Genomic DNA, 22,026 nt, shown 5'->3' on the forward strand with positions numbered 1-22,026 from the left:
CTACTTTACAAGTGTATAGTAGTATTTATGTGGCTGAGGATGGCATTTTGGCAGCTAAAATGAGGGTTAAATCATCATCGGTGCGCTGATTGACCCTAGGCGATCGCAAAAATGAAATTAACTGTTGTTCGGCTTCTGTGCGATCGCCGATAGTTTCCACAAATCTAAATAAGGGCGAAAAAAATGGAGGGTGTGGTTTACCTTCCGGCATTTTTAATCCTAACATTTGTAAACCATCGGAAAATATAGCCAGATACTTAGGCATTCCAGACCATACATGAATTTGAGCAGATTCTAAAGCATTGGGGGAAACCAGAAAGGTAGTTTCGTTTAAATATTCGCCACTGGCAGGAATAGTTAAAGCCATTAAAGTTCCCTGTTGATCTTCAACTACGACCGCGCCATCGCCTATCTGAACTATAGCAATGGTAGAATCGGTAATTACCCCTAAAATCAATGTGGTTGCTAGTTCCCGCGCCAATATATCCCTGTGGTCGGCTTCGGCTTCGATCGCCTGTTTGGTTTGGTTAACGATGGCTAACAATTGAGTATTCCAGTCCACGGCGGCGGTATCCTCAACGGAGGATAGATACTCTTCGATTAATTGGGTGGCGGTTTTAACTGCTAGTTGCGCTCCGACATCAGCAAGGGAAGCTGAACCGGCACCATCGGCTACGGCTACAATGAATTGATGGGGGTCAATCTCCCGATAAATATGAGCGTCTTGACAGGGAAGGGCTTGCTTTTCGTGACTGCTTCCAGCCACGGAGGCTGAGATAATTTGCCAGTAGGCAGAATTTGGGTTCATGGTAAAAAGGTCTGCGATCGCATCAGTTTTTGGCTAGACAGTTCCCCATCCTGGCGGTGGTAGGGCCACCTGTTCGTCAACTTTGGAGTGAGAAACTGTTTGCATACTGGCCGATAGCCAAATGAACATTTCCCGAAAATCTAACCCTTTCAGTTTCAGGGGGGTTCGTTCGGCAATCTCTCCTAAGCGCTCCATATTGGCACCTTCTACGCCTACTGCAAAGAATGCGACCTGTTTGTTGGCTTCCTCGTCTCGAATGCGTTTAATGGCTTGTTCTGTGATGCGATCGATTTCTCCCTGGGGTTCGCCGTCGGTAATCATGAACACCCAAGGACGATAGTAGGTAATGCCATTATTGCGATACTCGGCTTTGCGACTGGCAATCATGTCTAAGGCTTCGCCTATGGCTGTTCCCATATAGGTTTGACCCTGGGCGGTTAGCATGGGGGGCTCAAAGCGATCGGCTGTGACAAAATCCTGGATGATTTTTACCTGGTTATCAAAGGTGATGACGGCAATCTCAACCCGTTTTTTGGCGAGTTCGTCTTTGATGAGGTTTTCCCTAAAAGTCATTAATCCAACATTGAGACCATCTAGGGGTTCTCCCTGCATAGATGCTGATGTGTCTAGCAATAACACACAGGGACACCGGGGCTCCGGGTTTTCGGCAAATTCAACCGCTTCCTCAAGTCTCATATTTTGATTTTTGACTCTGACCATCCACATCACCCAGAATACCAGTGAATCATCAACAATGAACAATGCACAAAGTGGCGTTTTTGTCAATAGGCATAAAAAAGGCGATCGCTTGTGGCCAGAAAACTCGTGCATCGCCAGTTTAATATTTTCGTGAGAGAATAATGTTAATCGCGATATAATCGGGGTTGTAGGCTATTTTTTTGCAAAAAGACATAGTAAGCAATTGGATGCGATTTATTTGATGTTATCATAACCCCCAGAATCTCGTCAACTTTTTGCGAGCAATTTTCCATAAATCTGTAATAATTCTTAACAGTCTTTTGAAAATCCAATACCTTGGGGATTGTAGATTATCAGAAATTATGAATAGCCAGCTATATCAATAGTCTGTTTAGGAAGATTAGCTATAATAGTCGCTAATTAATTATTAGATAGCAAATGATGATTAGCAATAAAGAAAGAATTGGGGACGCTTTAGAGTTATTAGCTGAGGGCTTATATCCTCCGTTTAAACAGGAAATGAAAAACAAATATTCAGACCAATGGCAGGAGGAAGCTCAAAAATATATCACCAAATACAAAAACATGAAAAAGCGAGAATTGGAGGAGAGGCTATCTCAAGATATCGGAGCATTACTGCAAGTTATATCGAATAAATGGGATAGTATTTTTAAAAACAATGAAAATGTTGATAATCAACATAAGGGGATAATATTTGAGTTAATCCAACTTAGGAATAACTGGGCTCATGGGAATGAATTTTCTGACCGAGATACAGAACGTGCTATAGATAACATGGTGCTGCTGTTGATGGCTTTTCAGGGTGAAAAATCCATAATTAATCAATTAAAACAACATCAGGAGATTATGTTAAGTAAAATTATCGAAGACCAAAATATGGATCCTGACCGAGAAAAAAAACTGCGGCGAGAATTATCGAAATTGCTGAAAAAAATACCTTTTCAAAATGTGGATTTACTCAATCACGCCTTAACTCACAGTTCCTATCTATATGAACACCCGAAGGAAGTTAAGCGGGATAATGAATTGTTGGAGTTTTTGGGGGATTCGGTGTTAAATTTTATATCGGGGGAGTATCTTTATCATAAGTATAAAAGTGTGGGTAATGAAGGGGATTTAACTAAGTTGCGATCGGCTTTGGTGGAAAATAAGCAGTTGGCTAAGTTTGCGGAAAAATTAGCCCTACAACAATATATCAGATTAGGGAAAGGGGTGGCGCTGAATCCTTCCTTATTAAGCAATACGTTTGAGGCGATGATTGGGGCTTGTTTTTTGGATTCTGGGATGAAGAAAGTACAGGAATTTCTACAACCTTTGTTTGATTCGGTGATAGCTGAAATCACTTCGCTTTCTCAAGGTAATTCGGGGAAAGTGGCGGCGGACTCGAAAAATAGATTACAGGAATGGGTGCAAAAAAATATAGGTCCAATTACACCAGAATATGAGACGATTAAGGAGGAAGGAGCAGACCATCAAAAACAGTTCACTGTACAGGTTATGGTTGAGGGTAAGGTTTATGGACAGGGTAAGGGTTTGAGCAAGAAAGAGGCTAGTAAAAAGGCGGCGGAAAAGGCTCTGGATCAAATCTATAAACTGGGTTTATGATGGGTAAATGTTGACTAGATAACCTGAAATTGTGATTAACTTGGAGTTACTGGAAAATGTCAATTTCTGCGAATGATGAAAATGTGCAACCGGAAGTTATCCGACTCCATGAGCAAGCGGTTTTGTATTTAAATGCAAGGAATTGGGCAGAAGCGATTAATTGTTGTGAAGAAGCGTTAAAAATTGACTCTAATTTTGCGTTGTCTTATCAAACTTTGGGAACTATCAGACAGTTACAAGGGGATTATGTGGGGGCGGAGTGTTGTTATCATAGTGCTTTGAAAATTGCGCCTAATTTTGCGGAGGTTCATGCTAATTTGGGGAGTCTGTACGCCAAAAATCAACGCTGGAATGAGGCGATAAATGCCTATGAAAGGGCTATTGAGATTCGCCCTGATATGGGGGGAGTTTATCGGAATTTGGCTAAGGTTTTTAGGCAATGTGGTGAGCCAGAAAGGGCGACAGAATATTGGTGTAAGGCTATTTTGGTAAGTGCGGACGGGGTGAGGTTTAAGGATTATCTCAATTTGGGGAATGAGTTACAACAGCAGCAGCAATTAGAAGAGGCGATCGCTATTTATGAAAAAGGAATTTTAAACTATCCGGCGCAATCAGATGTATTGTATCATAATTTAGGGCAAATTTTCGGACAGCAGGAAAGGTGGGAAGAGGCGGTTAAATGCTATGAAAGGGCTATCGAAATTAACCCTAACCAGTTTTACTATTATTATGGACTGGCGCAAGTTTTGAAAACTCAGGAAAAATGGTCGGAATTAATTCCGGTTTGTCGTCAGGCGATCGCTTTAAAACCTGATGTAGATTGGCTGTATATGAATTTAGGAGATAGTTTACTAGCGACGGGAGAAATTGAAGAGGCGATCGCTAATTATCGGGAAGCGATTAGACTCAATCCTCAGCTTTCATGGTTATATCAAAAACTAGGTCACGCGCTGAAATTAGTAGGTAATATTGATGAGGCGATCGTGTCTTATGAAAAAGCGATCGCCCTGAAACCAGAGTTAATATGGCTTTATGATATTCTAGCACAACTGTTAACGGAAAAGGAACGTTGGCAGGAAGTACAAGACCTATGTATAGAGGCATTGAAGCGCAAACCAGACTTTATAAAAGCCTATCATCATTTGAGCAAAATACTCAAAAATAGGGGTTTAATTGAGGAGGCTAATAATGCGTTGATTTTTAAGAAATTATCATCAAAATTTATCCAGGAAATATTGCCTAATTTATCAGAAAAAACGACGGATAGCCAGACTCATCTCAGTATTAAATACATCCTGATATACCCAGCCCAGACCCTTGAGATTAAACCAGCCAATATTTTAATTCCTAACCTTCCCGAAACATTGACAACCTGTCAGATATCAACGGGAGATTTCGGCGTGGCTATTGTAGAAAATGGGCGTGTGTGGGGAGATATGGCGACCAGTGCAGTGTTCACAGATGATGGCAAATTAGTGACTGATTTAGCTAGTGGTGGGGCGGAGTTTGTGGCGGTATCGGAACACCTACCGCCACCGGAGGAAATTGATGGGGTGGTTGCGTTTTTGTCGGTGCGTTTTGGGGGGGGATATTTTCACTGGATGTTAGATATTATGGCACGTTTTCATTTATTAGAAGCTGCGGGAATTGACCTGAACTCAATTGATAAATTTGTGGTAAATGCTTGGGAGACACCTTACCAGAAACAGGCTTTAGAGACCCTAAAAATTCCACCCAAAAAAATCATCAGTAATAAAGATATCAATCATCTGAAAGCCACGCAAATAATTATCCCAACTCCTAACCTTTCATCCCACCGAGGCTTACAAATTAGCCAGTGGAATTGTGATTTTCTCAAACAAACTTTTTGTCCGAGTTTGGGGGATACTAAACAGCGAATTTATATAGATCGCACCCTAGCACCATCTCGCCAGGTCTTGAATAATTCCCAGGTGATAGAATGCCTAACACAGTTTAATATTAAACCAGTACAATTAGAATCAATGACTCTTGAACAACAAGCGGAACTTTTCGCTACTTCCGAAGTGATTATTAGCCCCCACGGTGCGGGACTCACTAATTTAGCTTTCTGTCAAACTGATACCACAGTTATTGAAATCTTATCCCCAGATTATTGTCCGTCAATTTATCGATTATTGAGTGGTATTTGTGAACTCGAATATTATCCGATATTAGGAGATAATTTGCCGGAAAATGAAGCCAAACTTATCGGCAAAAATATTAATATTGTCATCAATATCGACAGGCTTATGCAGACAATTCAAGCCGCTGGTTTGGCTTAATCTTAAAAATAGGGCGGCATATACAGCAACGGATATCCCGCCCCTTTCACCAGTTCCTCAATCGATCGCCTTTATCTCATCCATATTTGAGGATTTCCAAGGGTTCTACTTTGGTACTATACCCGCAGTAATAAATCTCCGGTTTATTGACTCCCCATGGATAGTTAAATTGTGGTTAAAAGATTACTGAGACTGGTTATTCCTGGGAACAGACATAATCAATCATATTAGATGTGGCGTGACTGCTTGGGGAATATACTTCATCGTAACCGCTGACATACCAGGTGCGTGAGTCACAGTAAGCTATTGCATAGATGGTTTCTTCACCAATGCTATAAATAAATCTCAGCCCTTCCCGGTTCCGTGAAATACTATCAGCATCTACATATACATCTTCCCCGGTGGCAGCCTCACCCATAAAAATCCAATTTTCCGCCCAAGCTGGGACAATTCCCCAAGAAAATGCGGTCAAAGCTATACCTGCCATTAAAGACCAAGATTTGGTTTTCATGAAACCTATTGCTCAAGTTTGTTTGTAGTTTGAGCATAACTTAACTTTGCTAAAAAGTCTCTAGGAAAAATCAAGATTTACCAACAAATTAAGGGAGGCTCAAAATCTATCAAAATCAGAAAAATTGCTCATCCCCCTTCGATGAAAGGTTGTTGATTCTACTATCATAAATTTGATTAAGCTATCAATTATACCAATGGTTAATTAATCATAAAAATCAGTCACAAGATACTCTATATAACTTAACTAACAGGTTCAACTGTTGATTGTCAATGGCTTTGACTTGATCGGAACCGCTGAAACTGTGATAAGTTGTTATGTTATTAATCCTAATATCTGATCAAGGAGAGTAGGGGAATCAATGTCTACACCCACGATTAACCCTTGGCTTATGTCCAGTCCAACTTTAAACGACATCATCCATAGAGACCCCCTAGCGGTTGTTCCTAATACCTCCCTCATGGAGGTCATGGCTTTAATGAGTCAGGAGCCCTCAGACCAGTGGGGAACAGAAAACTTCCCCCCTAACAGTTGTGTACTGGTGGTGGAAGATGGGAAATTGGTGGGTATGTGGACGGAAAGGGACGTGGTGCAGCTAATTGGTGCGGGGGAAAATCCGGGGGACTTGGTTGTGTCTGAGGTGATGAGACAACCCCCGGTAGTTCTGCGAGAAGCAGATGAGCTGGACATTTATGCAATTATTCAAAAATTAAAAACCCATAAAATTCACTATATCCCAGTTCTAGATGAGAAAGATTATTTAACTGGAATAATTCCTGAGTATCGGGTGATAGAAAAACTTTTTGATTCCCATACTAACCATGATATTCTCAGTAGAATTAGCCCCACTAAGCTGCAACAGCAACTGGCACAATTTAAGGCTAAATTACAAAATACCAATGCCCAACTACAGGGGGAAATCAGTCAACGGGGTATCATCCGCATGATTGAACAAAAATTGCGAACTGGTGAACCGAATTTTCTGACATTTTTTGATGCTTTGACTGATATTATCCTGATTATTAATACTCGCACCAATTCGATTCAGACTCCCCGCAAGTCCCGGCAAAATAATCATGAATACCTAGGTACAAAATACGAGGGTAATACATCTCCAATAATTAACCAAACTCGGCAGCTATTTTCTCCTGATTACCCGGACAATATTTTTAGAGAAAAAGTTAATCAATGTTTGCAAACGGGGAGAATTATCAATTTTGAATATCATCTGAATGTGGAAGGTGATTGCTTGTGGTTTTCGGCAAATATCTCCCCCATTTCCTCGGAATCTGTAGCTTGGGTTGCTCGTGATATTACTGAAAATAAGCGAGCTGAATCAGCTTTAAAAAGTCTGACGGCGGAATTGGAACAACGGGTACAAGAACGTACCCTTGAACTGCAAACAACTAATGAAATGCTCACGAGGTACTTGCAACAACAAAAAGAGTCAGAAAAGGAGTTATTGAAAGCCCATAAAAAACTGCGATCGCACGTGGAAAATTCTCCTCTAGCTGTGATTGAATGGGACCCAGAATTTAAGGTACAATATTGGGGAAAGCAAGCGGAAAAAATCTTTGGGTGGAAGGCTGAAGAAATCATAGGTATTTATTGGGGAGAATGGCCAATTGTTTTTGAAGAAGACCTACAATTAGTAGAAACAGTTATCGGTGATTTACTCGGAGACAAAACCAATAAAAATATTTGTAAGAATCGTAACTATACCAAAGACGGGAGAGTAATCTACTGTGAATGGTATAACTTAGTATTACGGGATGAGTCCCATCAGGTTATATCGATTTTGTCATTAGTTCAAGATGTGACTGAACGGGAGTTATTAGAAATTGAACGTTGTCAGGTTGAGGAGGCTTTGCGGGAAAGTGAGGCTCGCTATGCGACTCTTACAGATATTTCTCCGGTGGGGATATTTCGGACTGATGCTGAAGGTAAATTTGTCTATATCAATGAGCGTGGATGTGATTTGGTTGGCTGTTCAGTCATGGAAATGTTTGGGCATGGTTGGACTAAAAGGCTTCATCCTGATGACCGAGAGCGGGTAATTAATGAATGGAATAAATGCGTTAATAATCATCAAATGTTTCAGTTAGAATATCGTTTTTGTCATGGTGAAGGCCAGGTGGTTTGGGTTTTTTCCCAAGCTGTTCCTGAGCTAAATGATGATGATGAAATAGTTGGTTTTGTGGGAACTCTCACTGATATTAGTGAACTAAAATCCGCGGAAAAATCTCTGCAAGAATTGAACCAAGACTTAGAAATGCTGGTGGAACAGCGAACATCTCAACTACAAGAAACTAACGAAAAGTTGCGAGTTGAAATTGCGGAGCGACAAAAAATTGAGGCGGAAATTGCGACTAAGGCTTATCAGCAGGCTATGGTAGCTGAAGTTGGACAAAAAGCTCTCTTGGGTATTGACTCGGAAATATTAATTCAGGATATTGTCGGGATGGTGGGTCGATGTTTACAGGTGGATTATTGTAAGTTATTAGAAATACGGGTGTCTCAACCCGATCGCCTGACTGTGGCGATCGCTAACCATCAACACACCCATAATCATCGCTTAACAACTGACAAATATCACCAGGTTTACTCATTTATTTTACCTGAATCATCAACTACACCCTCTCCTAGCCACCACCGGAAGCTCAGACCAGAACTATCTTCCAATATTTATCAGTTTCCTCATATTAATGGTATGAGTATTCCCATTGAAAGCCAAAATTCTTATTATGGTATTTTGGGAGTTTATACGACCGAAACTAGAGAATTTGTGCAGGAAGATGTACACTTTCTGCAAAGTGTAGCTAATGTTTTAGCAACGGCGATCGAACGGAAACACGCCGAAGATAAATTAATGAACTCCCTTAAAGAAAAAGAAATTTTGCTGAAAGAAATTCACCACCGAGTTAAAAATAATTTGCTAGTAGTTTCCAATTTATTAGAATTTCAATCTGATTACACTGACAACCCGGAAGTAATCAAACTTTTGTCAGATAGCCAGCAACGCATTCAATCTATGGCTCTGATTCACGAAAAACTCTATAAGTCAACTGGTCTGGATCGGATTAATTTTGGGGACTACCTCAATGATTTAGTTGAGCAACTATTTGACTCCTACGGTACAGAGGCTCACACAGTTGAGTTAGAATTAGATATAGAATCCGTTGAACTTAACCTAGAAACAGCTAACCCTTGTAGTTTAATTGTCAATGAACTGATATCTAATGCTTTTAAACACGCCTTTGTAGATGAACGTCCCGGTAAACTTGGGTTAGAACTTCATCAAGACAATCTGGGTATTATTACTCTGATTATCAGAGATAATGGGGTGGGGATTCCAGAAGGACTAGATATTCGCAATGTGGAATCCCTAGGAATGGAGTTGATCTGGACTCTGACTGAGCAGATAGAGGGTAACTTAGAACTATTGGACGTAACGGAGGGAACAGCATTTAAACTGACTTTCTCGGAATTGTCCTACAGACAAAGATATTGAAATTATTAAGTTGTTATATGAGAACATCAATAATGGTGATAAATTTTGTATAATTACGATAATTTTCAGTATACCAAACCAACTAGGTGCAATACCATGAACACTGTCCAAATTATGATTGTCGAGGATGAGTTATTAATTGCTAAAGGATTGGCCAGAAAACTCAAGTCTTTGGGATATACTGTAGTGGGGATTGTTTCTTCTGGAATAGCGGCGATTGAAAAAGTAGCCGAAACCAACCCAGATTTGGTGTTAATGGATATTGTTATTAAAGGGGATATGGATGGGATTGAAACCGCCGCTAAAATCCAGGAAAAATATGGAACTCCGGTAATTTACCTGACGGCTTATGCTGATGATAGCACCCTAGAAAGAGCCGAATCTACTGGCTCTTATGGTTATCTTTTAAAGCCTTTTAAGGAGCGAGAAGTTCATGCAGCTATTCGCATGGCATTAAAGAGATATGAGCAGGAAGTACAAGTCAAGGAATCTCTGAATTTATTTCAGGAGTTAGAAGCTGAAAAAACACGACTGTTATCCATAGCATCCCATGATTTAAAAAACCCTCTAACTTCTATTCAAATGTCTACGGATTTGTTAGCTAAATATGACTCGAAACTAGATGAGCAGAAAAAACTTAAACATTTTCAGCGAATCCAGTCATCAATTAATAGTATGAATCAATTACTAGAAGATGTCTTAACATTAAGTAAGTCTAGTTCGGGAAAATTGACTTTTGCTCCTAAGTTAGTTAATGTGGTCAAGTTTATCCAACTCTTAATAGACCAGTTAATGGTGCAAGTGAATGACCAACACAAACTCGAATTAAGAACCTCGGGAGATTTAGATGATCCGATCATGTTAGATGACAAATTGCTGGGTCATATTCTAGCTAATTTATTATCCAATGCTATCAAATATTCTCCCGATGGTGGGGTGATTAATTTTGATGTTATTCGCCAAGAAAATCAGATAATTTTTCGGATTAAGGATGCGGGTATAGGTTTCCCACCAGAGTATATACAAAAGCTATTCCAAGCCTTTGAACGTGGTTCTAATGTCGGAAACATCAAAGGTACAGGATTAGGATTATCTATTGTTAAGCAAGCTGTAGATTTGCATGGAGGAGAGATTACTGTTGACAGTGAATTAGGACAGGGAACCACATTTACAGTGATTTTGCCAATCACAGAGGTTTCCTAAATATCTAAATATGGCATAATTGAACCTATTAACTGATTTAACCGATCTAGGTATAGGTACAAAATTAGAATAAACGAAAGCAGAATTAATATGGCTAAAGTTTTAGTAATTGAGGATGAAGAGACAATTCGGGAGAATTTGGTAGAATTACTCGAGATAGAAGATTTTGATGTGATCTCGGCTGAGAATGGCAAGTTGGGTGTACAACAGGCTCATAAACATTTACCGGATTTAATTCTCTGTGATGTGATGATGCCTGAGTTAGATGGTTATGGAGTATTAAAGGAGTTAAGATCCCATATGGAAACGGCGACAATTCCGTTTATATTTTTAACGGCTAAAGCCGATCGCGATGATTTACGGGAGGGGATGAATTTAGGAGCGGATGATTACCTAACTAAACCCTGTTCTATGGAAGAATTGTTAACAGCGATCGCCATCAGATTAGAAAAACAGTCTTTAATTAAACAGCAGTCGGAAATACAGATGCGGGAATTACGGGAAAATATCACCCATTCCCTCCCTCATGAATTACGAACCCCCCTAAATGGCATCATCAGTAATACGGAGTTACTACTCTCAAATTTAGACTTATTTGAACCGGATGAAATCAAGGAAATTTTGCAAGATATTAGGATTTCCGGTCGCCGCCTCTATCGTTTAATCATCAATTTTTTGCTATATGCAGATTTAGAAATTATCGGTTTAAATGTAGAAAAAGTGCGATCGCTCCGATCCATTCAGGTCAAAGACAGCCAATCAGTTATTATCAAAGCCGCCACCCAACAAGCCCAAGAACACCAAAGGGAGACCGACCTAGAATTTGACCTAGAAAATGCCACAGTACAGATGGCAGCTAACCAGCTTGAAAAATTGGTAGTAGAATTGATTGATAATGCCTGTAAATTTTCGGAACCCGGTACACCAATTCAAGTAATTAGTCAAGTAGGTGAGGAATTTTTATTACTCAAAATAAGCGATCGCGGTCGAGGGATGACCCCAGAACAAGTCAGCAAAATCGGCGCTCATATACAATTTGAGCGAAAACTGTACGAACAGCAAGGCTCAGGACTAGGACTGAGTATCATTAAATGTATTGTAGAACTACATGGCGGCCAGTGGAGACTTGAAAGCGAACCTAACCAACAAACCACCATTTCCCTAGAGTTACCCCTAGGCTTGGATGTACTCCCAAGCTGAACTTAATAGCTTGACAAAACGCACAAAACATGGTATCAGCAAGCATGAGGACAGGGAGTCCTTCAATAGCAGCAAGACTCCCTATTCGATGAACTGAGGATATAGGTTGATGGGCAGGAATTACATCATTCCCATGCCACCCATGCCACCCATACCACCCATACCACCCATACCACCCATACCACCCATGCCGTCCATATCTGGCATTGCTGGTTTAGGCTCAGGCTTCTCAACCACGAGAACCTCAGTGGTAATCACCATTCCCGCAATTGAGCCAGCATTTTGAAGGGAAGAGCGAACCACCTTAGCGGGGTCTAAAATGCCTGCCACAATCAGGTCTTCAAACTTACCTGTTAAAGCATTGTAGCCAATATTAGAGTCACTGTTACGGACTTGTTCAACAATTACAGAACCCTCAACCCCGGCATTATTAGCAATTTGACGCAGAGGCGCTTCTAAAGCTCGTGCCACAATTTTAGCTCCCAGCTTTTCCTCTTCTATGGTGAAAGTCGAAGCCAGTTGCTCTACCTTTTTGACCAAGTGGATTAAGGTTGTACCACCACCGGGAACAATTCCCTCTTCCACAGCAGCTTTAGTGGCATTCAGAGCATCTTCAATACGGAGTTTACGGGATTTTAGTTCAGTTTCCGTAGCGGCACCAACTTTAATCACAGCCACACCGCCAGCTAACTTAGCAATGCGTTCTTGCAGTTTTTCCTTATCATATTCGGAATCAGTTTCTGCGAGTTGTTTACGCAATTGTTCGACCCGCTGTTGGATCTCACCTTTATGACCGGAACCAGAAACAATGGTGGTGGAGTCTTTGTTGATTGTGACTTTAGTGGCTGTTCCCAGCATCTCTATGGTCGCTGTTTCCAAGTTTAAGCCGATTTCTTCGGAAATCAACTGACCTCCGGTTAGAATGGCAATATCTTGGAGCATGGCTTTCCGACGTTCACCGAAGCCAGGGGCTTTAATACCGGCTACGTTCAACACACCCCGGGCTTTGTTGACAACTAGGGTGGCTAGGGCTTCCCCGTCGATGTCTTCGGCTATAATTAGCAGGGGTTGACCAGAACGGGCGACTTTTTCCAGGACGGAGACAATATCCTGAATGGCACTGATTTTTTTATCGGTGATCAGCACACGAGTATTATCTAACTCTACTATCATCCGTTCGTTATCGGTGATGAAGTAGGGGGAAATATAACCGCGATCGATTTGCATCCCTTCCACAACTTCTAATTCAGTGGTTAGGGACTTGGACTCCTCAACGGTGATTACTCCGTCTTTGGTCACTTTGTCCATGGCTAGGGCGATCATCTCTCCCACTTCCTTATCATTCCCGGCGGAAACTGTGGCTACCTGTTCGATCGCACTTCCTTCAACGGGTTTGGCTAAGGATTCAATTTCTTTAACCAGATACTGAATGGTTTTATCAATTCCCCGCCGCAAAGCTACTGGGTTGGCACCGGCCGCCACATTCTTCAAGCCTTCTTGTATCATGGCTTGAGCCAAAACTGCTGCGGTGGTAGTACCATCTCCAGCCACATCATTGGTTTTAGCTGCTACTTCTTGAATTAACCGCGCCCCTGTATTTTCTAGGGGGTCTCCTAATTCGATCGCTTTAGCTACGGTAATTCCATCACTGATAATATCCGGTACGCCAAATTTTTTCTCTATCAGTACATTGCGACCTCTTGGACCGAGGGTAACACGAACTGCGTCTACTAGGGCGTTGACTCCCCGCTCGATCGCTCGCCGTGATTCTTCGTCAAAGGCTACGATTTTTGCCATATTACACCTAATTTAGCTCTCCAAATAGTCAATTTAGCACTCATGGTGTACGAGTGCTAATTAGTGGAAACCGTACCAAATTGGGGTGTGGATGGTCCCAAGTGATTATTCTTGTGCGGTTAAGCTAAAAATAGTTATTGGGTCTCAAGGTCTAAGCCATGACCATGCCACCATCAACATTGATAACCTGACCAGTGATATAGGCGGCGGCGGGGTCAGCAGCCAAAAATCTGACTAACCCGGCGACTTCTTTGGGTTCACCGTAACGACCGAGAGGAATAAATTTCAGGATCTCTTCGCTATTCTTTAAGTCTTTGGTCATGTCTGTGGCTATAAACCCCGGGGAGACGGCATTAACTAATACTCCCCGACTCGCAAATTCTTTGGCTAGGGTTTTGGTTAAACCTATGACTCCGGCTTTGGCGGCGCTGTAGTTGGCTTGACCGGGGTTCCCCATTTGACCGGCTACGGAAGCAATATTGATGATCCGACCCGATCGCGCTTTCAGCATGATTTTAGCTACGGCGCGACAGCATAGAAACACTCCGGTTAGGTTAAGGTTGATTACGGCTTCCCAGTCGGAGGGTTTCATCCTCAACAATAGGGTGTCGCGGGTGATACCAGCATTGTTAACTAGGATATTGATGCCACCACACTGGTCTACAATATCTTTGATTAGCTGATCTACTTCCTCGGCTTGGGATACGTCGGCTTTCATGGCGATCGCCTCTCCTCCGGCTTCCGTAATTTCGGCTACTACTTTCTCGGCCGCTGTGCTAGAACTGGCATAGTTGACAACTACTTTAGCCCCTTGTTGGGCCAGTTCTAATGCGATCGCTGAACCAATACCCCTAGATGCACCAGTTACTAAGGCCACCTGCTGTTTTAACTGCTGCATTGATTCTGGTAACATTTCCATCGGCATTTGTCCTTTCTGGTTAACTTCCAACTTAACTATGATAAGGGTAATGGGGTTTGAGGTATCGGGATATATAATGGGAACTTGAGCAATAGCTAATTCATGGGGATTATGGCAGTTAAAAAGCAGTTTCATAATTTTCAGGAACTTCTTGATGGTTCCGAAGTCCCGGTTTTGGTGGACTTTTACGCGACTTGGTGCGGTCCTTGTCAAATGATGGCTCCGATTTTGCAGGAAGTTAACCAAGAGATGAAAGAACAAATCAAAATCGTCAAAATTGACACCGATAAATATCCGCAAATTGCCTCGGATTATCAAATAGAAGCTCTCCCAACTTTGATATTTTTTAAAAATGGTCAACCCGTAGACCGTTTTGAGGGGGTTAAACGCGCACCAGAACTGATTAAATGGCTTTATGGGTTGCTGTGAACTACCCGGAGTAGCGATCGCTTGTGGGGATGTTCCTTTCATAGGCGATCGGCCATCATACTTGAAATTCCTCAATAAATCCCTTATGGTGATTAGGCTTAGATTTGGTGTGGTAGTCCTGGATGTATCCCTTTTCTGGTTCCGGTTGTGGTGACATGAAACCACACAATAGTAAAGCTATTAATACTTGCACCCCGGAGATTTATGGTCTTTTACCTGTTCCCGAAGGTCCGTTAACGATTTCTGGAGAAGTTCCACCACCAACGGATTTAGATCGTCCGTCAATTCTGCTGTCCGTAGCTATTCCTACTTTTCGGGAAAGCCAAAACATACCCATCTTGATTGATCGCCTCACCGGGTTATTAGATCAACTAATTCCTCGACAGTATGAGTTGATTGTAATTGATGATGATAGCCCCGATCGCACTTGGGAAGTCGCCGCCAACATAGCCAGTTATTATCCCCAGTTGCGGGTTATGCGTCGCCGAGGAGAAAGGGGTCTGTCAACGGCCGTAATTAGAGGCTGGCAGGTGGCGGGGGGTGAGGTTTTAGCTGTCATTGATGCTGACCTACAACACCCATTGGAAACTATACTACAATTGTGGTCTAAAATTCAGTCCGGGGCTGATTTAGCTGTGGCTAGTCGTCATGTTTCCGGCGGTGGGGTTAGTGATTGGAGTTTGGCGCGACGGATTTTATCTCGTGGCGCACAAATGCTGGGGTTGATCATTTTACCCGGGGTGGTGGGTCGGGTTTGTGATCCTATGAGTGGTTATTTTATGCTGCGGCGCGATACCCTGGCTAATATCGACCTCAACCCCGTGGGATACAAGATTTTGATTGAGGTCTTGGGTCGGGGGAGAATTGCTAACATCCAGGAAGTGGGCTATGTCTTCCAAGAACGTCAGGAGGGATATAGTAAAGTTACCAGTAGGCAGTATTTTGAGTATTTACAGCATTTGCTAAGATTGCGGATCGATAATTGGCCAGTGGGTCGGTTTTTCAGATTTGCAGTGGTTGGGTTTAGTGGCTTATTTGTTGATATGGCTATCTTTTATCTGTTATTAGATGGCTGGGGTTTACCCCTGACCCTAAGTGCAGTGCTATCGGCGGAAATGGCGATTATCAATAACTTTATCTGGAATGATCAATGGACTTTTCGGGATTTGTCTCGCCAACAGTCTGGCGGTCATCAAAGACTTAAAAGATTGTTAAAATTTAATTTGATTTGCCTGATGGGGTTAGGATTGAATGTAATCATACTCAACCTGTTGGTTTCAGTGTTGGGCTTAAATGCCTATATGGCTAAATTGGGTGCGATCGCGATCGTGACATTTTGGAATTTCTGGGTTAACCTCAAATTGAGTTGGCGAGTTACAGAGGTAAAACCGTAAATTTGGCGATTCTAGCTAGAAGTAAAACCTCATATTTATGGAAAAAATCGATCAATTTTTACACCCAAGACTTATGTGATTTAGACCCAGATGATTTGCTCAAATCCCCAGCAGGTATTGAAAACCTAAAAACTTATACATAAATCAGTTAATTGATTAGTAAATTTCATCAAAGTAGAAAATTCTATGAAGGACATAATTTATCATCATGAAAGTTTCTATAATTGTTAGCGATTTATCCTCCCAAGGGGCCGGCAGGTGGGGTGGTGCTGTGCGACCGTTTTTGTTGGCTAAAGCCCTCAAAAAAATAGACTGTGAGGTGGAAATCGTTGGTTTCTCTCGCCGAGATAAAGAGGGGTTAAGCTCTAGTCCAGATGTGCCAATCATTGCCATCCCAACTCATCCGTCCTATCCCAAGTTTTTGGCTTCAGTACCCAAATTGTTTGGTCACATTACTGGAGATGTTATTTACGCTTATAAGGTGAAACTACCCAGCTTAGGTATAGCTTTGCTACATAAAATCAAAAGTGGCTGTCCAGTAATTGTAGATATTGATGATTGGGAGCTAAGTTGGAATGGTGGTGATGAGTATCAATATAAACCCTCGATATTTCAACTATTAAAGGATATATTGGAACCGGGTGGAGCATTGCAAAACACCGATCATTCAATATATTTAAAATGGGCAGAAAAGTTAGTGGCTAAGGCTGATGCTGTCACTATTCACACTCGCTTTCTGCAAAGTCGATTTGGCGGAATCATGGTTCCCAACGGAAAAGATACGACCTTGTTCGATCCGGGTCGGTACGAGCCACACCAAAGTCGGGTAAATTATGGATTGGAAGGGTATCGGATTTTGATGTTTCCGGGTGCTCCTAGACCCTATAAAGGGGTAGAAGATGTATTGATGGCTCTCGATCTGATCGACCAGTCAGATTTGAAGTTGGTAATTGTTGGGGGTAGCCCCTATGATAATTATGATGATATACTCATGGAAAAGTGGGGACGCTGGATTATCAAATTGCCAAACTTTCCAGCCGAAAAGATGCCGGAGATCGTTGCCGCCGCCCATGTTATTGTGGTTCCCCAGCGCGATCACCCGGCGACTAGGGCTCAGTTTCCCCTGAAGCTGACCGATGGGATGGCGATGGCTAAACCTGTCTTGGCGAGCCGGGTTGGTGACATTCCCGAAATTTTAGGAGATACTGGGTATTTGGTCGAACCGAACTCTCCCGAACAAATTGCAGATACACTCAAACTGATATTTGAAGATTTAGACGTGGCTAATCATAGAGGATTACAGGCTAGACAAAGATGTGTAGAATTGTACAGTATTGAGGCGATGGCGAATGTTCTGTCTAATGTGATGGATCAAGTTATGTAAATTTTTACAACTCTGGGGAATAATTGATGTCATCGCAAAAATTACTGTTAAATTTTTCTAGAAAATACCCGATCAGAATTGTAGTGATCGTCATTCTGGGGTTTTCAGGGGCGATATTCAATGGGATCAGTACGACCCTAATTGTCCCGATTATTCTCAATATATTAGGGGTGCAAGCTAACCTAAAAGATGCCCCGGCATTGATTCAAAATATCATGTCTCCATTTGACTCAGTGCCGGAAATATACCGTCTGCCTTTAATGACAGGAGCTATTTTACTAGCGATTATTTTAAAAAATGTAACTAACTATGTTAAAAGTTTGGCGTCCAGTTCGTTAACTCGCACTTTAACCGCTGATATGAGAGAGTCAGGCTTACGGTTATTGCTGAATGTAGATTTAGACTATTACTCTCAAATGAAGGTGGGGGATATCGTCAACAGATTAGGGGGTGAAATCAGTAGAGCATCAAGTACCATTAGCACGTACATCGGGATGCTTATAACATCGATTACAATTTTAGTATTTGTGGCGATGCTGTTGGCAATTTCCTGGCAACTGACATTGGTAGCTACAGTTTTGCTTTTATTGGTTACAGCCATTAATCAGATAATAGTTAATCGCTCTAAAAGATTTGGCCAAAAATTGTCAGAACTATCAAGAGGTTACTCAATTAAGCTATTAGAAATTCTTAATGGTATTAGATTGGTTAAATCGACAGGAAATGAAGAAAAAGAATATGAACAAGTTAGTCAGTTAATTCGCGATCGCGAAAAAGCGGATTTTGAGGAGCAGGTCAACTCAGCAGCTATTGCACCCATCAATGAAGTCGTTAATATTTTAGTGATTCTTTTGTTAGTGATGATCGGCAGGATATTTTTGCAAGAACAAGTATCATCATTGGCAACCGTTCTGCTCACATATTTATTTGTACTCTTTAGAACTCTGCCCTTAATTTCTACCCTAAATAGCTCCCGAAGTCAAGCAGCAAATAAATCGGCATCCGTAGAAATTGTGCATGACTTTTTAAGGCAGGATAACAAAAGTTTTATGAAGAATGGTGACCAAGAATTTAAGCGTTTAGAGAAGGAAATTCATTTTAATCAAATCTCTTTTGCTTATCCAGGGCATCAAGATATGGTCTTAAAAAATATCGATTTGCACTTGCAACGGGGAACTACCTTGGCCTTGGTTGGTGGTTCTGGTTCAGGAAAATCAACCTTAGCATCCCTACTCCCTCGGTTTTATGATCCCACTCAGGGTGCGGTTATGATAGATGGAAAAGATTTGCGTGATTTTGACATAAAAAGCATCCGAAAGGCTATGGGAATTGTGAGCCAGGATACATTTTTATTTAATGCCTCAGTTCGCTACAATTTAGCTTATGCAAAGCCAGATGCCACAGAAGAACAAATCATTGATGCAGCTAAACGAGCCAATGCTTATGAATTTATTGAAAATTTGCCCCAGGGGTTAGATACCCAGATTGGCGATCGCGGTGTGTTATTATCGGGAGGTCAAAGACAGCGACTAGCCATTGCTAGAGCTTTGCTACAAAATCCCGATATACTGATCCTAGATGAAGCCACCAGTGCATTGGATACAGTCTCAGAAAGGCTGGTTCAAGAAGCCATTGAAGAACTCAGCCGAGAACGGACAACTTTAGTGATTGCTCACCGCCTTTCCACTATTCAAAAAGCCGATCAAATTGCAGTTTTAGATGAAGGAAAAGTAGCTGAAGTCGGCAGCCATGATGAACTACTAGCTCAAGGGGGAAAATATGCCCGCCTCTATACTTTGCAGTTTGCCGACGAAGCCGAACGCGATCAAGCAATTATCAAGAGTTCCTACGATGTTCGGACTCGTCTCAATCCCATGATTGGTTTTCTGCAATTACTGTCAGAGGATATGATCGATGAACCCGAAGAACGCGAAGAACTCTTAAATGAGTCTTATCATTCGGCTACCCACATTCTGGAAAGTTTAGAGTTTATCGAACAAAGTGTCAAACTGCGGCTAAGTAAAAGGCAAGAATCATCCTCAAATTAAGGAATAAATTTGACATGGCTAAACATTACCTATTTTTTACTCAAAAGACTCTCCCTCAACCTAACGTAGCGAGTTTAGTTCAAGTGGTTCATTCTGCCAATGCAGCGGCTAATTTGGGCTACCAAACTGTTTTGGCTTATATGAGTCCCCAAAAGTCCACTTTTAACCCAATTGGGTTAATGCGACCCTTTAATCCCCAAAAGCCAGACCCACAACTTATTCAACAATATAATATCCAAGAACATCTGAAAGTCTCTCCCTTACCCATGCCGTGGCCTGTGAATGCCAAGTGGGGCGGTAAATGGACAAACTCTAGCACTGTTGTATCAAAATACTACTTGCCTGTTCATATCAAACCTTATACTAAAATTGTTCATACTCGAGACTGGAATTTCGCTAAAGCTGCCATTAAACATAGATTACCAGTCATCTATGAACAACACCATTATGATCAGAAAAAATTTCCGCCAGAAATTGTTAGATCTCCCTGGTTTCAAATAGCGGTTACAGTAGCAGATACCGTTAAAGATAATTTGATTGCTAACGGTATGCCTCCCGAAAAAACTATCAAACTTCATAACGGCTTTAATCACCTATTTATCTGTAGACATGAACAAGAAGCCGAAGAATGGCGACAAAAACTTATCCCAAATGAACGCAAACATCTAGTTGTTTATTCCGGGGGACTTTATCCATTTAAAGGTGTGGATATGCTCATTGATGTGGCTAAAAAATTACCCAAAATTCAATTTGCATTTGCTGGAGGTAATGAATCTCAGGTACTAGAATACCAACAGAAAGCCAAAGATAACCAAGTTGATAATGCTGTCTTTCTGGGTTTTCTCCCTCAAGAGCAACTCGCCAGTTTACTGCAAGCGGCTGATGTTTTAGCTCATCCTCATCTGATGACTGAGGCAGCCACTTTTACGTCTCCTTTAAAGTTTTTTGATTATCTGGCATCAGGAACCCCCATTGCCGCCAGCGAAATTCCTCCGTTAAGGGAATTTAAGTCATCAAATATTGCGGTGGGATGGTGTGAACCAGACCATCCCACGCTTTTCGCTGAGTGTATTGAACAAGTTTTGTCAACCTATCCGAGAAAGACAGGAGGATATCCAGAAACTATTGAGTTTGCTACTCAGTTTTCTTGTGAAAATCGAATCACTAAAATTCTCAGTTATGTCGATGAATCAATGCGACCAGAGTTAGTTAATTAATCATAGGTACAATCAAAATGGAACCCAAAATTGTTGGTATGATTACCAGTTACCCAAACGCCAATCAAACAGATTGGTTGTGGCAACAAACCCCTGATCATTTTGGCAGATGGGGAAATATCGCGATCCAGTCAACTCATCCACATCCTGATTTCTTACTCCTGTATCAATTGGATTTTCCTAAGCCTCGTCAAAAAACTTCCTGGCGCGATCGCCTGCGAGACTTGGTTAAACCACAGCAACCATCACCCGATATCAGGGAAAAATTTAGGGGTGTTCCCAAAGAACGCATGATTTATCTGCTCCGAGAACCGCCTTTAAGTAAAGTCGTTGAAAGAACTCAATATAACTACCAGCAGGCTGAATTGTATTGTGATTATGTTTCTGGACCAGATAACTTTGCTCCAGTTCCTGATTATATGCCAGCCATTTGGTATCATCATAATTCCTTTCGAGAACTTAATGAAATGGAACCACCCACCAAAGAGCTTTTTTGTTCTTGGATTACTTCGGGAATTAATCGCAGTGAAAACCATCAGCAGAGGTTGAATTTTTTAGGACTAATGCAAGAGGTAAATGTAGAGTTTGATTTGTATGGCCGCCAGTTGCCTCCCGCCTCCAACTATCGAGGACAACTGAGTAATAAATGGCAGGGTATGGCACCTTACTACTATAATTTAGCGATTGAAAATTATGCTGACAATGATTTATATGTGAGTGAAAAGCTCTGGGATTCTTTGTTGGCTTGGTGTTTGCCAATTTATTATGGAGGACCGGCGGCCGATAAGTTATTACCACCTGGCAGTTTTCTGAGATTGCCAAGCCTGGATGAAAAAGGGTTAGAATACATTAAGGAGGTGACAGCTACTGCTGATGCTTGGTATGAAGCTAGAGAGGCGATCGCCGAAGCCAGACAAATTATTTTGCACAAGCTTAACTTACTCGCTTGGTTGGACAATTTTGCCAAAAATCATTAA

General features: G+C 41.6%; 16 protein-coding genes. 11 read left to right on the forward strand and 5 right to left on the reverse strand.

Annotation, left to right across the window (positions count from 1 at the left end; genetic code table 11):
- Window positions 1-25: 25 nt before the first annotated feature.
- The gene (locus tag B9T16_RS02280; RefSeq protein ID WP_410244030.1) at window positions 26-808 is read right to left on the reverse strand and encodes a PP2C family serine/threonine-protein phosphatase; all 783 of its coding nucleotides are present in this window, start codon (window positions 806-808) and stop codon (window positions 26-28) included.
- Window positions 809-841: 33 nt separating this feature from the next.
- Window positions 842-1,504 (reverse strand): vWA domain-containing protein, encoded by a 663-nt coding sequence (locus B9T16_RS02285; protein WP_410244038.1) that lies wholly within the window; start codon window positions 1,502-1,504, stop codon window positions 842-844.
- A gap of 441 nt (window positions 1,505-1,945) precedes the next feature.
- Here B9T16_RS02285 and rnc point away from each other — a divergent pair, with 441 nt between their 5' ends.
- Together rnc and B9T16_RS02295 are read left to right on the forward strand one after the other, a co-directional pair.
- Window positions 1,946-3,133 carry a ribonuclease III gene (gene rnc, locus B9T16_RS02290; RefSeq protein ID WP_006619751.1) on the forward strand — a complete coding sequence of 396 codons (1,188 nt, stop codon included), beginning with the start codon at window positions 1,946-1,948 and terminating at the stop codon, window positions 3,131-3,133.
- A 56-nt stretch (window positions 3,134-3,189) separates the two neighbouring features.
- The gene (locus tag B9T16_RS02295) at window positions 3,190-5,436 is read left to right on the forward strand and encodes a tetratricopeptide repeat protein (protein WP_410244031.1); all 2,247 of its coding nucleotides are present in this window, start codon (window positions 3,190-3,192) and stop codon (window positions 5,434-5,436) included.
- Window positions 5,437-5,632: 196 nt separating this feature from the next.
- On the opposite strand, the gene B9T16_RS02300 is transcribed toward B9T16_RS02295, so the two are convergent.
- On the reverse strand, window positions 5,633-5,947 hold the full coding sequence (locus tag B9T16_RS02300; RefSeq protein WP_006619753.1) for a hypothetical protein: 315 nt from the start codon (window positions 5,945-5,947) through the stop codon (window positions 5,633-5,635).
- Between the two features lie 361 nt (window positions 5,948-6,308).
- On the opposite strand from B9T16_RS02300, the gene B9T16_RS02305 reads away from it, so the two are divergent.
- The 3 genes from B9T16_RS02305 to B9T16_RS02315 all read left to right on the forward strand — a co-directional run bounded on the left by B9T16_RS02305 (window position 6,309) and on the right by B9T16_RS02315 (window position 11,861).
- Window positions 6,309-9,458, forward strand: a complete 3,150-nt coding sequence (locus tag B9T16_RS02305; RefSeq protein WP_410244032.1) for a PAS domain S-box protein — start codon at window positions 6,309-6,311, stop codon at window positions 9,456-9,458.
- 96 nt (window positions 9,459-9,554) lie between these two features.
- Window positions 9,555-10,661 (forward strand): ATP-binding protein, encoded by a 1,107-nt coding sequence (locus B9T16_RS02310; RefSeq protein WP_006619755.1) that lies wholly within the window; start codon window positions 9,555-9,557, stop codon window positions 10,659-10,661.
- 90 nt (window positions 10,662-10,751) lie between these two features.
- On the forward strand, window positions 10,752-11,861 hold the full coding sequence (locus B9T16_RS02315; RefSeq protein ID WP_006619756.1) for a hybrid sensor histidine kinase/response regulator: 1,110 nt from the start codon (window positions 10,752-10,754) through the stop codon (window positions 11,859-11,861).
- A 120-nt stretch (window positions 11,862-11,981) separates the two neighbouring features.
- Here B9T16_RS02315 and groL read toward each other — a convergent pair whose 3' ends face one another.
- The gene (gene groL / locus B9T16_RS02320) at window positions 11,982-13,658 is read right to left on the reverse strand and encodes a chaperonin GroEL (protein WP_014276880.1); all 1,677 of its coding nucleotides are present in this window, start codon (window positions 13,656-13,658) and stop codon (window positions 11,982-11,984) included.
- A gap of 151 nt (window positions 13,659-13,809) precedes the next feature.
- Window positions 13,810-14,577: a 3-oxoacyl-[acyl-carrier-protein] reductase gene (gene fabG / locus B9T16_RS02325; protein ID WP_043469113.1), complete on the reverse strand. Its 768-nt coding sequence runs from the start codon at window positions 14,575-14,577 to the stop codon at window positions 13,810-13,812.
- Between the two features lie 102 nt (window positions 14,578-14,679).
- Here fabG and trxA point away from each other — a divergent pair, with 102 nt between their 5' ends.
- The 6 genes from trxA (at window position 14,680) to B9T16_RS02355 (ending at window position 22,026) form a co-directional block, all read left to right on the forward strand.
- Window positions 14,680-15,006 (forward strand): thioredoxin, encoded by a 327-nt coding sequence (trxA, locus tag B9T16_RS02330; RefSeq protein ID WP_014276878.1) that lies wholly within the window; start codon window positions 14,680-14,682, stop codon window positions 15,004-15,006.
- A 122-nt stretch (window positions 15,007-15,128) separates the two neighbouring features.
- On the forward strand, window positions 15,129-16,400 hold the full coding sequence (locus tag B9T16_RS02335) for a glycosyltransferase (RefSeq protein ID WP_410244033.1): 1,272 nt from the start codon (window positions 15,129-15,131) through the stop codon (window positions 16,398-16,400).
- 208 nt (window positions 16,401-16,608) lie between these two features.
- Entirely contained in the window at window positions 16,609-17,784 is a 1,176-nt protein-coding gene (locus tag B9T16_RS02340) for a glycosyltransferase family 4 protein (RefSeq protein ID WP_014276876.1), read from the forward strand.
- A 26-nt stretch (window positions 17,785-17,810) separates the two neighbouring features.
- On the forward strand, window positions 17,811-19,832 hold the full coding sequence (locus tag B9T16_RS02345; RefSeq protein ID WP_410244034.1) for an ATP-binding cassette domain-containing protein: 2,022 nt from the start codon (window positions 17,811-17,813) through the stop codon (window positions 19,830-19,832).
- A 14-nt stretch (window positions 19,833-19,846) separates the two neighbouring features.
- Window positions 19,847-21,049, forward strand: coding sequence for a glycosyltransferase (locus B9T16_RS02350; RefSeq protein ID WP_006619765.1), 1,203 nt, complete (start codon window positions 19,847-19,849; stop codon window positions 21,047-21,049).
- A 17-nt stretch (window positions 21,050-21,066) separates the two neighbouring features.
- Entirely contained in the window at window positions 21,067-22,026 is a 960-nt protein-coding gene (locus B9T16_RS02355; protein WP_006619766.1) for a glycosyltransferase family 10 domain-containing protein, read from the forward strand.

The sequence above is a fragment of the Arthrospira sp. PCC 8006 genome (genome assembly GCF_046480465.1).
In the GTDB taxonomy this organism is placed as follows: Bacteria; Cyanobacteriota; Cyanobacteriia; order Cyanobacteriales; family Microcoleaceae; genus Limnospira; species Limnospira platensis.